Raw genomic sequence first — 15,722 nt, 5'->3', positions numbered from 1 at the left:
CTGTGTTTGAAAAAATCTGGTTTGAGAATCATCCGGCAAAATATTGGCTAGGGTGGCTGCTATGGCCACTCAGCCTGTTATTCGGACGAATCAGTACCCATCGTCGAGAAGCCTACCTCAGCGGTAAAAAAACACGTTATCGGGCGCCTGTGCCCATAGTGGTGGTCGGCAATATTACCGCTGGTGGTAACGGTAAAACCCCGGTGGTGATCTGGCTGGTGGAGCAGTTACTGGCGCTGGGCTATCGTCCCGGAGTGGTTTCGCGTGGCTATGGTGGCAAAGCCCCCGGTTACCCGTTGCAAGTGAATGAGCAGACGCCGGTTAACCATAGTGGCGACGAACCTAAGCTGATTTTCCAAAGAACCAAAGTGCCTGTTGCCGTCGCGCCGGTACGATCTGAAGCAGTAAAAGCGCTGCTTGACCAGCATGTTGATGTCATTATTACCGATGATGGATTGCAGCATTATGCGCTTGAGCGTGACCTGGAATTGGTGGTGATTGATGGTGTGCGGCGATTTGGCAACCAGCAACTTATCCCTATGGGGCCATTGCGGGAACCTATGTCGCGCCTTGAGCAGGTGGATCTGCTGATCACCAATGGCGGTAAGGCCCAGCCAGGTGAACTGCCAATGACTCTGACTCCACAACAAGCGGTTAACCTGGTCACAGGAGAACAGCGACCGGTGACTCAGTTGGAGCGCTTGGTGGCGTTCGCTGGAATTGGCCATCCACCGCGCTTTTTTGCTACCTTGCACTCATTGGGTGCCACGCTGGTTAAAACGCAAAGTTTTGCCGATCATCAAGATTTTAACCCTGCTGAGCTGGAAGCACTTGCGCAGCAAGGCAGTAACGTCATAATGACAGAAAAAGACGCCGTAAAATGTGCTCAATTCGCTGATAACAATTGGTGGTACTTACCGGTAGATGCCACGTTTTCAGAGCAAGATTCAGAGCATATATTGAATCGAATCAAAGAGGTAATAAACAACCATGGATCACCGTCTGCTTGAAATCGTCGCTTGCCCGGTCTGTAAAGGTAAACTGGTTTTTGATAAAGATAATCAGGAGCTTATCTGTAAACTGGATCGATTAGCTTATCCAATCCGCGATGGTATCCCAGTGTTATTGGAGCAAGAGGCCCGCACTATGTCAATGGATGAGAAACGCTGATGTCATTTACCGTGGTGATTCCCGCCCGCTATCAATCCAGTCGTTTACCGGGTAAACCTTTGGCTGATATTTGTGGCAAGCCGATGATCCAGTGGGTCTACGAACGGGCTCTCCAGTCAGGTGCCGACCAGGTGGTCGTGGCCACTGACGATGCCCGCATTGAGCAAGCTGTGCTGGCGTTTGGTGGCCAGGTTTGCATGACCTCTGACAGCCATGAGTCCGGCACTGAGCGATTAGCGGAAGTGGTGGACAAACTGGCGATAGATGATTCGCACATTGTGGTCAACGTTCAGGGTGATGAACCGCTTATTCCGGCTGAAATCATTCGTCAAGTTGCGGATAACCTGGCCAATAGTCAGGCACCGATGGCCACTTTGGCAGTGGAAATTACCGATGCGGACGAGGTGTTTAATCCGAATGTGGTGAAAGTGGTGACTGACAAAGACGGCTACGCACTCTATTTCAGTCGTGCGACTATCCCATGGGATCGCGATAACTTCGCTACAGGTGACAAAGTGATCGGTCAGCCGTTGCTGCGCCATATAGGTATTTATGCTTACCGGGCTGGTTTCATTAATACCTACATCAACTGGCAACCCTCCATCCTGGAAAAAATTGAGTCTCTGGAGCAGTTACGTGTGCTCTGGTACGGCGAAAAAATCCACGTTGATGTTGCAAGTCAGGCACCAGCGGCCGGGGTCGATACCCCGGAAGACCTTGAGGTGGTAAGGCAGATTGTCGAACAGGGCCAAGTTTAATGGCACTCAGATGATTGAAAAGGCCCTGAACAGGGCCTTTTTCTTTTGGTTGCATCTGAAAGGTTTGTGTTTTACATGCCGTTGTCATAATCGTTACGTTTCGGGCAACTGGCAATGATCTCCCGGCGACCGGTTTCTTTCACTTCCTCCAGAACCACGTCAAAGCCCCACAAACGGTATAAATGTTTCAGTACCTCTTCACAGCTGTCATCGAGCGGAATTCGGTCGTGCGGTACGTATTGCAGCGTTAACGAGCGGTCACCGCGGACATCGACGTTAAATACCTGGATATTGGGTTCCAGATTGCTGAGGTTATACTGCGCCGCCAGTTTCTGCCGGATTTGCTGATAGCCTGAATCATCATGTATGGCGCTCACTTCGATGTAGTTTTTGCGATCATCATCCAGAATGGCGAAAAACTTGAATTCGCGCATTAAACGTGGTGATAGATACTGACTGATAAAGCTTTCGTCCTTAAAGTTGTGCATTGCAAAATGCACCGCATCCAGCCAGTCTGTACCGGCAAGCTCAGGGAACCACTCGTAATCTTCCTCAGTAGGTTCTTCACATATCCGTTTAATGTCCCTGAACATAGCAAAACCAAGCGCATATGGGTTAATACCACTGAAATACGGGCTGTTGTAAGCTGGCTGGGCAACAACAGCCGTGTGGCTGTGGAGAAACTCCAGAATGAACTTGTCGGACACTAACCCTTCATCATAGAGATGATTAAGAATGGTGTAGTGCCAGAACGTAGCCCAGCCTTCGTTCATTACCTGAGTCTGTTTCTGCGGATAAAAATACTGGCTGATTTTACGTACGATCCTGACGATCTCCCGTTGCCAGGGTTCCAGCAAGGGGGCGTGCTTCTCAATGAAATAGAGAATGTTTTCCTGCGGTTCGCTCGGGAAGCGAACTTTAATGTCTGCCTCTTTTGATTTTGATTTCGGTACCGTACGCCACAGGTCGTTTACTTGTGATTGCAAGTAAGCTTCACGTTCCTCCTGGCGGGTTTTTTCTTCGGCGATGGAAATTTTTTCCGGTCGTTTATATCGGTCAACCCCATAATTCATCAGGGCATGGCAGGAGTCGATCAACTCCTCAACTTCCCCAACGCCATATTTCTGTTCGCACTCTGCGATATAGTTTTTGGCAAATAACAGGTAATCAATGATGGAACTGGCGTCTGTCCAGGTCTGGAACAGGTAATTACCCTTAAAAAACGAGTTGTGGCCGTAACAGGCATGGGCCATAACCAACGCCTGCATAGTGACGGTATTTTCTTCCATCAGGTAAGCAATACATGGGTCGGAATTAATCACGATTTCATAGGCAAGGCCCATTTGGCCGTGTTTATACCCCTGCTCAGTTTGAATGAACTTTTTACCAAAAGACCAGTGATTGTAATTAATCGGCATGCCGATACTGGAGTAAGCGTCCATCATCTGTTCCGAGGTAATCACCTCGATCTGGTTAGGGTAAGTATCCAGTCGATAGTGCTCGGCGACACGTTTGATCTCCTGGTGGTATCGCTCCAGCAGATCAAATGTCCAGTCTGGTCCATCTGGCAGCATTTTGTCTTTTTTCTTACTTGCCCGTTTGGTCTCAGTAGCCATAGCGCCTCCCTATGCAGTTTCCTTGTGGAACAGCTCCCGGAATACCGGGAAAATATCTTCCACGGAGCGGATATTTTTCATGGCGAAGTTATCAAACGAGTGCTGCAGTTTCTCGTATTCATGCCATAAGGTCTGATGTGAACGCCGGGTAATTTCAATGTAGGCGTAATATTGGCAGGTTGGCAGCAGGCTATTGACCAGCAGCTCTTTACAGCGAGGTGAATCATCCGCCCAGTTATCGCCGTCTGATGCCTGAGCTGCGTAGATATTCCACTGGTCGAGTGGGTAACGTTCTTTGACTATTTCATCCATCAGTTTTAAAGCCGAAGACACTATGGTGCCGCCGGTTTCCTGTGAATAGAAGAACTCATGTTCGTCGACTTCTTTCGCCTGAGTGTGGTGGCGGATAAATACCACTTCGACGTTTTCATAAGTTCGGTTCAGGAACAGGTAAAGCAGGACGTAAAACCGTTTGGCGATATCTTTAGTGGCCTGGTCCATTGAACCGGAAACGTCCATCAGACAGAACATCACCGCCTGGCTGGAAGGCACAGGCTTGCGCTCGTAATTTTTAAATCGCAAGTCAAAGGTATCGATGAACGGTACGCTATCGATTTTTTTTCGCAGCTCTTCTATTTCCTGTTTCAGGCGTTTTTCTTCTATTACCTGAGCAGGTTCCATATTGGCAATTCGGTCTAGTTCTTCCTCCAGTTCATGCAGCAGTCGACGTTTGCTGGCCGTCATAGCGGTACGACGCGCTAAAGACTGTTGCAGTGAGCGAATAATCGCAATATTGGCCGGGACCCCTGCAGTTTGAAAACCAGCGCGGTGGGACTTCCACTCTTTGATCTTGTTAATCTGGTTCTTTTTCAGGTTGGGTAGTGCCAGATCTTCGAAAAGAATATCTAAGTATTCGTCCTTTGAAATCTGGAATACGAATTCATCCTGGCCTTCACCATCTGGACTGGCATCCCCTTCGCCAGCACCACTTCCTTGACCGCCGCCTTTTGGCCGTTCAATTTTATCGCCGGTAATGAACTGGTCGTTACCGGGATGGACACGCTCCTTTAAACCGCCTTTACCTTGATGAAAAATCGGTTCTTTAATGTCTCGATGTGGAATCGATACGTCTTCACCTGTCTCGGTATTAGTGATCGAGCGACGATTGACGGCATCAGCGACTGATTCCTTAATTTGCTTTTTATAACGGCGTAAAAAGCGTTGTCGGTTGACCGCACTTTTATTCTTGCCATTTAGACGTCTGTCAATAAATTGCGCCATGTAATACCCCTCTGGACATCCAAGGGCCCGCTACCAGCCATCGGGCTGATAGCAAGACCAATTCAGGCTGTATATCAACTGCAGTTATGAGGATTTACGTACACGCAAATACCATTCGGACAGCAATCGAACCTGTTTCTCGGTATAACCTTTCTCCATCATACGGGCGACAAAATCGTCGTGTTTTTTCTGGTCTTCAGACGAGGTTTTCGCGTTAAATGAAATGACCGGCAGTAACTCCTCAGTATTCGAGAACATTTTTTTCTCAATAACAGTACGCAGTTTTTCGTAACTGGTCCAAACCGGGTTATGGCCTTTGTTATTGGCTCTGGCCCGCAATACAAAGTTAACGATTTCGTTACGGAAATCTTTTGGATTGCTGATACCGGCGGTTTTCTCAATTTTTTCCAACTCGCTGTTGAGAGAAGAGCGGTCGAACAGCTGGCCGGTTTCTGGGTCACGATATTCCTGGTCCTGAATCCAGAAGTCGGCGTAGGTTACATAGCGGTCAAAGATGTTCTGACCGTATTCAGAATATGATTCCAGATATGCAGTCTGGATCTCTTTACCAATGAATTCCACATAGCGAGGTACCAGGTATCCTTTCAGGAATTCCAGATATTTTTCTGCCGTTTCCTGAGGGAATTGCTCCCGTTCAACTTGCTGTTCAATAACGTAGAACAGATGAACTGGGTTGGCTGCCACTTCCGTTTGGTCAAAGTTGAACACCCTGGAGAGAATCTTAAACGCGAAGCGGGTTGACAGCCCGGACATACCTTCGTTTACACCGGCATAGTCGCGGTATTCCTGATAACTTTTCGCTTTAGGATCAGTATCTTTCAGCGTTTCACCATCATAAACCCGCATTTTTGAGAAAATAGACGAGTTTTCCGGCTCTTTCAGTCGGGAAAGAATACTGAATTGTGCCAGCAGCTCCAGTGTGCTTGGTGAGCAAGGCGCTTTAGCTAGCTCTGAATGATCCAGCAATTTCTGGTAAATTTTTACTTCTTCCGATACGCGTAAACAGTACGGCACTTTCACTATGTAGACCCGGTCTAAAAATGCTTCGTTGTTTTTATTATTACGGAAGGTTTGCCATTCGGATTCATTGGAGTGAGCCAGAATCATGCCGTCAAATGGCAGTGCAGAAAGCCCCTCAGTACCGTTATAGTTGCCCTCCTGGGTGGCAGTCAGTAACGGGTGCAGCACTTTAATCGGAGCCTTAAACATCTCAACGAATTCCATCAGCCCCTGGTTGGCTTTACATAATGCACCAGAATAGCTGTAGGCGTCAGGGTCATCCTGAGAGAAGTGCTCCAGTTTACGAATATCCACTTTACCAACCAGTGAAGAAATATCCTGGTTGTTTTCGTCACCGGGCTCAGTTTTGGCTACCGCCAGTTGATCGAGAATCGAAGGACGGACTTTCACTACTTTGAATTTGGAAATATCCCCGCCGAACTCGTGCAGACGTTTTGCTGCCCAAGGTGACATGATGGAGCGCAGGTAGCGTTTTTCGATGCCATATTCCTGTTTCAGTAAGTCCCCATCTTCTTCGATATCAAACAGGCAGAACGGATGGTCGTTCACCGGACTGCGCTGGCCATTTGCTGACAGTACATAAATTGGTACCTGTTGCATTAACGCTTTCAGCTTTTCTGCCAGAGATGACTTACCGCCACCGACCGGACCGAGCAGGTAGAGGATCTGCTTACGTTCTTCCAGCCCCTGTGCGGCGTGCTTCAGGTATGAAACAATTTGCTCTATGGCATCTTCCATGCCATAAAAATCTTTGAATGTTTCATAGCGTGAAATCACGCGGTTAGAAAAAATCCGGCTCAATCGAGGGTCATGTGCAGTATCAATCAGTTCAGGCTCGCCTATTGCCATCAGCAAACGCTCGGCAGAGTTGGCGTAGGCGCTTTTGTCATCTTTACAAAGCGCTAAAAATTCCTGTATTGATATCTCTTCGTCCTTGGCAGCTTCATAACGTGCTTGGAAATGGTCAAAAATACTCATAATAAATCCCTCTCTGAACCTGTCTCGATGACACTCAACCCGCATAGAAATACAAATCCTTCTTTATATAAGGCTAGTCGGTATTGCGAATTTTGCTTAAAAAATATGTGCTTATTTGACGACATTTGACAAAACTGAGATTTTGAAATTGGCAGTATCTTGCCATCGGTCTGTGGTCAGAATGATATGAATCTATTACTGTTTTGCCTGATGAAGGTCAGATCGCGAGTTTTGATCTTGGCGATTAGGTGGGTAGATTATTGAAGTGACGGGAAATAAAAGCCGGGCGTCTCGGCACCCGGCTTGCAGATACGAGTGATCAGGCGTTATAGATTTGGGCAAGTTCAGTCGGCGATAAATGGTACTGACGTGGACAGTTGCGCCAGGTGGTCAGCATGCGACGATATTTTTCCAGCATCGGTGTGTGACTGTTGTAGTGATGCTCGCTCTTGTCAAACTGCGGGTACAGGCCCTCTGAATCAACGACAAAACGGACATAATGCACCAGGTGGGCTTCGGTGGCGATATCGAAACCTAAGAATTGCAGCCTGCGGATATCAACCTGGTTGCCGTCCTGTTCACTGAGCATCTTATGAGATTCCTGCATGGCATGGTACATCTCCATGATATCGATGATTTCACGACATTCGGCCTCAGACAGGCTGCCAAAGTGTTTATCAAGTTCCCGCATTTGCAGTGCATAGCCGCGCTCGACGATGGTTTGCAGGCGTTGATATTTGGCTGCATTTTCCGGGTCGAGCTTGGACATCAATTGGTACTGGTTGGATAAGATCAGGCGTTGAGCGTTGGTCATTTCCATGTTGGCCTCACTATATTAAAAGTCTTATTAAATGTGCTGCAGACAGGTTAATCGCTTCCAGTTATCTGAAACATGATCTCAACACATATTCATTATTAATATTGCAAATTATCGCCGGTCGTTATGGTGATGGTTGTAAAGATAGTCTCTATCTGAAAAGGTGCGCAGCCATTCTGGTTTAAAAACACACAACATAGCCAGCGCCATACCGTTCAGTAACCCCTCGGGAAAGGCCAACAGAGGCAAAAATATCAGGTAGTTGTCGTAAATGGTTGCCCAGTCGTGGCTGCCAAGCAAAAGCAGGTATGCGGCATTAAGTAGTAGATGACAGGTACCGGTCACGCCACCATTAAAAAATCCAGCCACAAAGATAAACACGAAGATATTACGTGGCAGCCAACGGTAGCTGGCTAGAAATATCAAATAGGTCAGCAAGATGGGTATCAGTGCACTTATCAACAGATACTCTGGAAGGGCAGACCAGTCCAGATTACCCAGCAGCGCTTTGATCATGCTGGCCGGGATGGACAACAGAAACGCCACACGCCAGCCATACATCATAGTGATGGTGGTAAGGGCCAGAAAGTGAATGTTAAGGTCGGCTTTGATTCCGGCTTGGGCTGACCAAAGTAGCCCGAGGGCGAATACAGTGGCAAACGTCAGATGCTGAAATCCGCGTTCCATTTTCATTTTGGGTAACAACGCCTGTTTGGCATCTTTTACAGCTGCGGGTATCACCAGCAACAGCATTAACAGCGAAAACAGTTCACTTAACAGCACACGACCACCAAAAAAATACCAACCGGGTAGGTTGGTATTTTTTACGATTCAGCCATCAGATGGTATCAGTACGTCACGTTAGAGTGATACTGCTCAAGAATTGCGACTACTTTATCCATAGTTTCTTTGCTAGGAGGTTCAACACCTTCCAGTGGGTACTCTAATCCCAGAGCTTCCCACTTATGCGCGCCGAGCTTGTGATAGGGCAGCAGTTCAACTTTTTCGACGTTGTCCATATCTTTAATAAATTCACCCAACATGTGAGCAGCTTCTTCATCATCAGTGTAACCGGGGACCACCACGTAACGTATCCAGGTCTTTTGGCCGATTTTGTGCAAATAGCGAGCAAAATCCAGTGTTCTGCGGTTGGAAACGCCGATGAAGTCATGGTGGATTTCATCTTTCATGTGTTTGATATCTAACATGACCAGGTCGGTAGCGGCCAACACTTCATCAATGACTTCGGTATGTTTACGTATGTATCCGTTTGTATCAAGGCAGGTATGGATACCCTCTGCCTGAGCGGCGCGGAAGAAGTCACGCACGAACTCAGGCTGCAGCATCGCCTCACCACCGGAACAGGTAATGCCACCACCCGAAGCGTTCATAAAATGACGGTAAGATTTCGCTTCCTGGATAATTTCTTCAACGGTGACTTCACGGCCACCGTGGGTATCCCAAGTATCACGGTTATGGCAATACATGCACCGCATTAAACAGCCCTGCATAAAGACGATAAATCGGATACCCGGGCCATCGACTGTTCCACAAGATTCAAATGAATGGATACGACCAATTGTTGACATGGCGTTGTCTCTACTGGGGGAAATTTGCTGTTATTTTATTACAAAACCAAGGCTTAACCTAATTTTTTGCAGCCTGACTGAGCAAGAATTTATCGCGTTGAATTAACCCAGAACAACAATAAGTTAGAAGAAGGACGAGATGGTCATTCCCGCCACCCCATACACCGACTGGCGAGATGGTGAATATTCGGCACTATAGGCCGACGCGGTGATGCTCGCCGCAAAATGAGGCCGGTACCAGGCCAGCCCCAGAGTAAACGTTGCCTGCTGGTTTTTAACGTCAACGGCGTAGTTTTGAGGAACAGTGAGTCCGGGACGAAGGCCTTCTATGGTTAGGTCATAAAACCGGTAACGTACTGAAATACCAGAGAACAAAAACCATGCTTGAGTACCTTGCCCCAACATTCCCGGACGAAAAGTCCGTTCGGCGTTGACGCTGGCACTACCAAAACTATTGGCCAGATCCTGGCCCCAGCGCAACATCAGCCCGGCGGAGATATCGCGGCGAAAATTGCCCATATTAATTTCGGACAACGCTGACAGTTCGGCCCGCTCTAATGCCGGGGTAGTTTGGCGCCACAACTTGATCTGGTTGGCATAACTGAGATTACCTACCCATTTGTTTTCTATCTGATATTCCCAGCCATTGGGCTGAGTGGTATCCAGCACGGTATGAGCCAGTTTCTGAGTGGATCGGGCAAATGAATTTTCTCCTGTGGTACCTGCCATTAAGCCAAACCTGTGGCTTAGGTCCGGACTGGTACTGTAATAATTGAATTCCGCAAACATCAGCCCCGCGTAAGGCCTGTCATCAGCCTGCGGTTGGTTTGACTCAATGTCGGCCGGTGTCCACATTTGCTGTCCGATGGTGATATTGATTTTGTCGACTGAATCGATTTGCCAGTAGGAGAGGCTGAGTGGTTGTTGGTGCCAGTCTTTTGATAAGCGGCCGGAGCTGTAACTGAAAAACAGGCCATGGGTATAATCCTGGTCGACACCAAACGCGCCGTCGTTGTCGAGTGCCACCGTCAGGGTGGGTGACTCAGAAGCCAGAATAGACGCGGAATAAAATAGTCCCAGCGTTAATAGAACCCAGTGCATAAACATCCTAGTAGTCAACATGATGAGAGGACATTATGACTGAAGTAGTCGTTGCTGCGTTTGATTGTGTTCACAAACATTCAGGCAGGGTGAAAGCAATGGATAATAAAAAGCCCCGCTAATCAGCGGGGCTTTGCAACGATAACTCAGTCAGCTTATAGTGACTCAGTAAAGGTACGTGCGATTACGTCAGCTTGTTGCTCTGCAGTCAGTGAGTTAAAGCGAACGGCGTAACCTGATACGCGAATGGTCAACTGAGGATATTTCTCAGGGTGCTTAACTGCATCTTCCAGAGTATCACGGTTCAGTACGTTCACGTTCAGGTGCTGACCACCTTCAATACCGGTTTCATGGTGGAAGTAACCATCCATCAGACCAGCCAGGTTAGCGCGTTGAGAACCAGCATCTTTACCCAGCGCGTTTGGCACGATTGAGAAGGTATAAGAGATACCATCTTGAGCATCGGCGAACGGTAGCTTACCAACCGAAGTCAGAGAAGCCACTGCGCCTTTCTCATCACGGCCGTGCATTGGGTTCGCACCTGGAGCAAATGGAGCGCCAGCACGACGACCATCAGGCGTATTACCAGTTTTCTTACCGTAAACAACGTTAGACGTGATTGTCAGGATAGACTGAGTTGGAATCGCGTCGCGGTATGTTTTCAGTTTACGGATCTTGTTCATGAATGTAGAAACAAGTTCACATGCGATGTCATCTACGCGAGCATCGTTGTTACCGAATTTAGGATAATCACCTTCGATTTCGAAATCGACGGCAATACCATCTTCGTCACGAACCGGTTTGACGGTAGCGTATTTGATGGCAGACAGAGAGTCAGCCGCAACAGACAGACCAGCGATACCACAAGCCATAGTACGACGTACATCACGGTCATGCAGTGCCATCAGTGACGCTTCGTAGCTGTACTTGTCGTGCATGTAGTGAATGCTGTTCAGAGCGGTGACGTACTGTTTCGCCAACCAATCCATGAAGTTGTCCAGACGAGCCATCACGTCGTCATAGTTTAGCACTGCGTCAGTGATCGCTTCTGACTTAGGACCTACCTGCATTTTCAGCTTCTCATCAACACCACCGTTGATTGCGTAAAGCATGGTTTTTGCCAGGTTAGCGCGAGCGCCGAAGAACTGCATTTGTTTACCCACAATCATTGGAGAAACACAACATGCAATCGCGTAGTCGTCTGATTCTAGGTCAGGGCGCATCAGGTCGTCGTTTTCGTACTGGATAGAAGAAGTATCGATAGATACTTTTGCACAGAAACGTTTGAAACCGTCAGGCAGCTGCTCAGACCAAAGTACAGTGATGTTTGGCTCTGGAGATGGGCCCATAGTGTACAGGCTGTTCAGGAAACGGAAGTTGGTACGAGTGACCAGTGTACGGCCGTCCATACCCATACCGCCCATAGATTCTGTTGCCCAGATAGGGTCGCCAGAGAACAGCTCATCGTATTCAGGAGTACGCAGGAAACGAACCATACGCAGTTTCATCACGAAGTGGTCGATCATTTCCTGAGCTTGTTCTTCAGTGATTTTACCTGCTGCGATATCACGCTCGATGAAGATGTCCAGGAAAGTCGAAGTACGGCCCAGAGACATAGCGGCACCGTTTTGTGATTTTACTGCGGCCAGGTAACCGAAGTAAGTCCACTGGATAGCTTCTTGAGCAGTTTCAGCCGGACGAGAAATGTCGAAGCCGTATTTAGCTGCCATTTCTTTAATTTGACCCAGTGCGCGGTGTTGCTCTGCAATTTCTTCACGCAGCTGCATAGTCATATGCAGGTCTTCACCGTTCTCAAATTTCTCTTGCAGAGAAGTGAATTGAGCCAGTTTGTCCTTCATCAGGAAGTCGATACCGTAAAGGGCAACACGACGGTAGTCACCGATGATACGACCACGGCCGTATGCATCTGGAAGACCAGTCAGAACACCAGATTTACGACATTTCAGGATGTCTGGAGTGTAGATATCGAAAACACCCGCGTTGTGCGTTTTGCGGTATTCAGTAAAGATTTTTTTAACTTGAGGATCCAGTTCGCGATCATAAGCTTTGCACGAACCTTCAACCATGCGGATACCACCGTTAGGGATAATCGCACGTTTAAGAGGAGCTTCTGTTTGTAGACCGACGATAGTTTCAAGGTCTTTTTCAATGTAGCCTGCATCGTGAGCAGTGATGGTAGAGATAACTGAAGTATCAAAATCAACTGGAGCGTGAGTCGCGTTTTCCTGTTTGATACCTTCCATTACCTTAGCCCAAAGCTTGTTAGTCGCTTCAGTGCCTTCAGAAACCAGGAAAGATTCGTCGCCTTCATAAGGAGCGTAGTTCTTCTGAATGAAATCACGAACGTTTACTTCGTTTTGCCAGTCGCCTGCCGCAAAACCTTCCCAAGCTTTAGCAAATTGCTCTGCCATGACATACCTACCTTTTTAGTAGAAAAAACACGTGCCGTTTCGCCGTTGAGCCAGCGAACACCGGGTAAACCGGAGGAGCGGCACACTCTATATTAAATAACAATATGTATAGTCGATGTGACATTCGATTAACTATACATATTATTACTACTTACTGGGTAGTAATCCTTATCTGTTGTCCAAGGTATACTAAAATTTTTTTGCAAACCTTAAACTAAATCAATAAATGATAAAAAAACTTAATAAATAAGGACGGCCATAGGCCGTCCGTTCAACTTTTTTAAAGCCAGGCTTGGATGCCGTATTGGCCTTCTAGCATACCGACTGCCAACATCGCCACCAGACAGATGATGAAGACGCTGACTGGAATGATGACTTTATCGGCAAATGACAAACGCGCCGCGCGCTCTTTGTCACCGATTAGGCCGTTGTTGTCCAGGAACATTGTCAGTGCCCAAGCCAGTACCGGGTTGGCCACAAAAGAAGCAAAGATACAGATACCAGCGGCTTGTGAGTCGTTAGTTTCTTTAACCATTTGCATACCTGCTTCAACCAGTGGCAAGAATACGCCAACCAGCAGAGCAATACGCATCACTGGTGGCCATACCGCAACGTCCATCGGGAAACCAAGCACGGCAACGGTCATAACGATCAAACCTAGCAGAATCGCACCACCAGGGATTGGACGCTTCGCGATTGCTGCAGGGATCATATAGGTGCCCCACGATGAAGTAATGTTACCACCACCCACTGCAGTACCCACCATCTGACGGATTGAACACATTGTCATAGTGTCATCAACGTCCATCAGAACTTTGTCAGTCTTCTTAGGATAGTTCAATTCTTGGAAAATACGGTGACCTAAGAAGTCAGGTGACCACATAGCGACTGCCAGAATAGCGAACGGCAGAGAGGCAATAAAGTGCTCCATATTCGGCAGACCCAGTTGCCAGCCTGTCTCTGTGCTACCCCACCAGTAGGCAGGATTCAGATTTGGCAGACCCATTTCGGTTTCAAACTGCAGATCGAACCCAGCGCCCAGTGCCAATGCAATCACCAGACCGGTAATGGCACAGACGGGGATGGCCAACCAACGCATGTTGATTTTTGCCAGGTAAGCATAAACGGCAATGTTGATACCGAGTACCAGCAGGCCAACATAACCCATGCTACCGGCGGCGACGTCGGCAGATTGCAGACCGGTTGCCCAAGTTTGAATCGAGCCGATCTGGCTCATGGTTCCGGTAAAGCCAAGGAAGATCAACAAGCCACCGGCAGTACCTTGGGATGTCAGGTTAACCAGTTTTGAGCCACCTTTAAAATAGCTGAGCAATAAACCAAAAACACCCAACAGAATAGCCAGAGCAAGTGGGTGAGCACCAGCCAGAGCAATTGAACCGATCAACGGGATCATCGGGCCGTGGTTACCGGCCAGGTTTGCGCGCGGGTTGAAAAATCCAGAAGCAAGGACACAGAAAAGGAGGGCTGGAATAAGCATCTCAACGCGAGCCACTTCGATAGCGAACTCTTTACCCAGGTTAATGTGATCCCAAGCTTGGGTTAAGCCGTCTGCCCAGGACATCATCACAGCTGAGTACATGGCAATAATGCCGATAGTACCTGCCAGGGCTGGAACCAGATCTTCCAGTTCAAAGCGGAAATCCCGTCCAGGAAGGTTCAGTCCGAACCGTCTTGGCTTCATGATCTGAAGTTCGTGATCCAGGTAGTCCGAGCGAGTTGCAAATTCTGATGCGGGACGATGAAGCTCTTGGTAACTCTTGTTTTCGATATCCGAATCAGAGTGCACTTTATTCATGGCGTCTGACATAGATTCCTCATTTTATAAAGTTAGTATTTGGTTTGGTGCCTAATCTTGGTTCTGCAATTGAGCTCGCTTATGTATTCGTGCCGCCCTAAAAGGGCTTTTTGTTGTCTGCGGCGCAGTGACTACGTGCTTAAGTGTAGACAACGCTGATACAAACCGAGCCTTGCTAGGCCTTTGTCCATGTTGGCGAGTGTAGCTTGCTAACCCCTTGGGGTGATTGATTTAGATCACTTAATGACAAAATGTGAAATTAAACTACAAGATTAACCTATAAATACAATTCAATCGCGAAAGTGTTAACGTATTTCGTAATTTGTTTTCAAATGTTAACAGGCGTTAAGTTTGTTCAAAAAAACTTATAGTGCTGCGGGCTGAGGAAAAATGGCAGTTTGAAAATTGGCACGCAGATTGCGTTACCTAGTCAGAATCAAATTGCAACGGCAAATGATTGCCGCTACCCAATCAGTTAGGACTATTTATGATGAAAAACGTAATAACTTTGCCCCTGGCAACTGCAATTTCTCTGGCCCTGGTCGGTTGTGGCGGCGGTGGTGGTGATGAGGGCGGCTCTTACAAGCCTGCTCCACTAGTATATAAGTGGCAAGTGATCGATTTGTATTCGACTCCGAGTAACCAAGTGTCTAGCGGCTGTGCGATTTTTGCTAACGATACATCGGTAGATGGAAATGTAATAGCGGCGCGCGTTGCCGACCGAGGTTTTCAGATATTGTTCCACGACAGTCAAGGCGCTGTCGTGACTTCCAAAACTATCACGGGTATTCCTAGTAATGGCATAGTTTCCATTTCTGCCAATAACATCCCGGACAACGGTTATGTTTCGCTGGAAGAGAATAGCGGTTTGGTGGCAGGTGACCGGGAGTCCTATATTTTTGGCGTACATAAGTCACTGATGCAGAATATGACTATTGCTGTACGCACCCAGCAGGCAAGCAGCAATGCCTGTTATCGAGGTGACCGAGCAATAGAAGAATCCAGTGAACCTACTGCAGCTGTTGCGATAGCTCCTGACTCCAATGCAGCTGCGCCGGCATATTTCCAAACCAGCGGCTCTGCCAGTCGTACATCTGGTGGGAGTAACCAGATCGACCTGAAT

12 protein-coding genes and 1 pseudogene are annotated in these 15,722 nt (G+C 47.8%); 4 read left to right on the top strand and 9 right to left on the bottom strand.

Annotation, left to right across the window (positions count from 1 at the left end):
* The first annotated feature begins 2 nt into the window (after positions 1 to 2).
* The 3 genes from lpxK to kdsB are packed head-to-tail and all read left to right on the top strand — an operon-like array spanning position 3 to position 1,928.
* Entirely contained in the window at positions 3 to 1,010 is a 1,008-nt protein-coding gene (lpxK, locus tag ACQY6F_RS08640) for a tetraacyldisaccharide 4'-kinase (RefSeq protein ID WP_428773673.1), read from the top strand.
* A complete protein-coding gene (locus ACQY6F_RS08635) occupies positions 991 to 1,170 on the top strand; it encodes a Trm112 family protein (RefSeq protein WP_428773671.1) in 180 nt (59 codons plus the stop codon). Before lpxK ends, ACQY6F_RS08635 begins: the two co-directional genes overlap by 20 nt.
* Positions 1,170 to 1,928, top strand: coding sequence for a 3-deoxy-manno-octulosonate cytidylyltransferase (gene kdsB, locus ACQY6F_RS08630; protein ID WP_428773670.1), 759 nt, complete (start codon positions 1,170 to 1,172; stop codon positions 1,926 to 1,928). The genes ACQY6F_RS08635 and kdsB overlap by 1 nt, the downstream gene beginning before the upstream one ends.
* Positions 1,929 to 1,999: 71 nt before the next feature.
* Here the strand turns inward: kdsB and ACQY6F_RS08625 are convergent, their stop codons facing one another.
* The 9 genes from ACQY6F_RS08625 to ACQY6F_RS08585 form a co-directional block, all read right to left on the bottom strand.
* Positions 2,000 to 3,544 carry a SpoVR family protein gene (locus ACQY6F_RS08625; RefSeq protein WP_428773669.1) on the bottom strand — a complete coding sequence of 515 codons (1,545 nt, stop codon included), beginning with the start codon at positions 3,542 to 3,544 and terminating at the stop codon, positions 2,000 to 2,002.
* 9 nt (positions 3,545 to 3,553) lie between these two features.
* Positions 3,554 to 4,825 (bottom strand): YeaH/YhbH family protein, encoded by a 1,272-nt coding sequence (locus ACQY6F_RS08620; protein ID WP_428773667.1) that lies wholly within the window; start codon positions 4,823 to 4,825, stop codon positions 3,554 to 3,556.
* Between the two features lie 84 nt (positions 4,826 to 4,909).
* Positions 4,910 to 6,844, bottom strand: coding sequence for a PrkA family serine protein kinase (locus ACQY6F_RS08615; RefSeq protein ID WP_428773666.1), 1,935 nt, complete (start codon positions 6,842 to 6,844; stop codon positions 4,910 to 4,912).
* A 319-nt stretch (positions 6,845 to 7,163) separates the two neighbouring features.
* Positions 7,164 to 7,664 (bottom strand): YfbU family protein, encoded by a 501-nt coding sequence (locus ACQY6F_RS08610; protein ID WP_428773665.1) that lies wholly within the window; start codon positions 7,662 to 7,664, stop codon positions 7,164 to 7,166.
* 108 nt (positions 7,665 to 7,772) lie between these two features.
* Positions 7,773 to 8,444 carry an energy-coupling factor ABC transporter permease gene (locus tag ACQY6F_RS08605; protein WP_428773663.1) on the bottom strand — a complete coding sequence of 224 codons (672 nt, stop codon included), beginning with the start codon at positions 8,442 to 8,444 and terminating at the stop codon, positions 7,773 to 7,775.
* A 65-nt stretch (positions 8,445 to 8,509) separates the two neighbouring features.
* The gene (pflA, locus tag ACQY6F_RS08600) at positions 8,510 to 9,250 is read right to left on the bottom strand and encodes a pyruvate formate lyase 1-activating protein (RefSeq protein ID WP_428773662.1); all 741 of its coding nucleotides are present in this window, start codon (positions 9,248 to 9,250) and stop codon (positions 8,510 to 8,512) included.
* Positions 9,251 to 9,373: 123 nt separating this feature from the next.
* On the bottom strand, positions 9,374 to 10,351 hold the full coding sequence (locus tag ACQY6F_RS08595; protein ID WP_428773661.1) for a lipid A deacylase LpxR family protein: 978 nt from the start codon (positions 10,349 to 10,351) through the stop codon (positions 9,374 to 9,376).
* Between the two features lie 155 nt (positions 10,352 to 10,506).
* Positions 10,507 to 12,783 (bottom strand): formate C-acetyltransferase, encoded by a 2,277-nt coding sequence (pflB, locus tag ACQY6F_RS08590; protein WP_428773660.1) that lies wholly within the window; start codon positions 12,781 to 12,783, stop codon positions 10,507 to 10,509.
* Positions 12,784 to 13,063: 280 nt separating this feature from the next.
* On the bottom strand, positions 13,064 to 14,611 hold the full coding sequence (locus ACQY6F_RS08585; RefSeq protein ID WP_428773658.1) for a DUF3360 family protein: 1,548 nt from the start codon (positions 14,609 to 14,611) through the stop codon (positions 13,064 to 13,066).
* Between the two features lie 475 nt (positions 14,612 to 15,086).
* On the opposite strand from ACQY6F_RS08585, the pseudogene ACQY6F_RS08580 reads away from it, so the two are divergent.
* Positions 15,087 to 15,722 (top strand): annotated as a pseudogene (locus tag ACQY6F_RS08580) (flagellar sheath protein A); the annotation flags it as partial.

Origin of the sequence: Vibrio sp., from assembly GCF_050299255.1 — a bacterium.
GTDB lineage: Bacteria > Pseudomonadota > Gammaproteobacteria > Enterobacterales > Vibrionaceae > Vibrio.
The sequence above is the reverse complement of the archived record's forward strand: the minus strand, read 5'-3'. Positions and strand labels throughout refer to the sequence as shown.

Bases quoted from the DNA above. Each gene is read 5' to 3' on its own strand.
- ACQY6F_RS08635 (WP_428773671.1), top strand. From the start codon at position 991: ATGGATCACCGTCTGCTTGAAATCGTCGCTTGCCCGGTCTGTAAAGGT.
- ACQY6F_RS08615 (WP_428773666.1), bottom strand. From the start codon at position 6,844: ATGAGTATTTTTGACCATTTCCAAGCACGTTATGAAGCTGCCAAGGAC.
- ACQY6F_RS08585 (WP_428773658.1), bottom strand. From the start codon at position 14,611: ATGTCAGACGCCATGAATAAAGTGCACTCTGATTCGGATATCGAAAAC.
- ACQY6F_RS08595 (WP_428773661.1), bottom strand. From the start codon at position 10,351: ATGCACTGGGTTCTATTAACGCTGGGACTATTTTATTCCGCGTCTATT.
- pflB (WP_428773660.1), bottom strand. From the start codon at position 12,783: ATGGCAGAGCAATTTGCTAAAGCTTGGGAAGGTTTTGCGGCAGGCGAC.
- ACQY6F_RS08610 (WP_428773665.1), bottom strand. From the start codon at position 7,664: ATGGAAATGACCAACGCTCAACGCCTGATCTTATCCAACCAGTACCAA.
- ACQY6F_RS08625 (WP_428773669.1), bottom strand. From the start codon at position 3,544: ATGGCTACTGAGACCAAACGGGCAAGTAAGAAAAAAGACAAAATGCTG.
- kdsB (WP_428773670.1), top strand. From the start codon at position 1,170: ATGTCATTTACCGTGGTGATTCCCGCCCGCTATCAATCCAGTCGTTTA.
- pflA (WP_428773662.1), bottom strand. From the start codon at position 9,250: ATGTCAACAATTGGTCGTATCCATTCATTTGAATCTTGTGGAACAGTC.
- ACQY6F_RS08620 (WP_428773667.1), bottom strand. From the start codon at position 4,825: ATGGCGCAATTTATTGACAGACGTCTAAATGGCAAGAATAAAAGTGCG.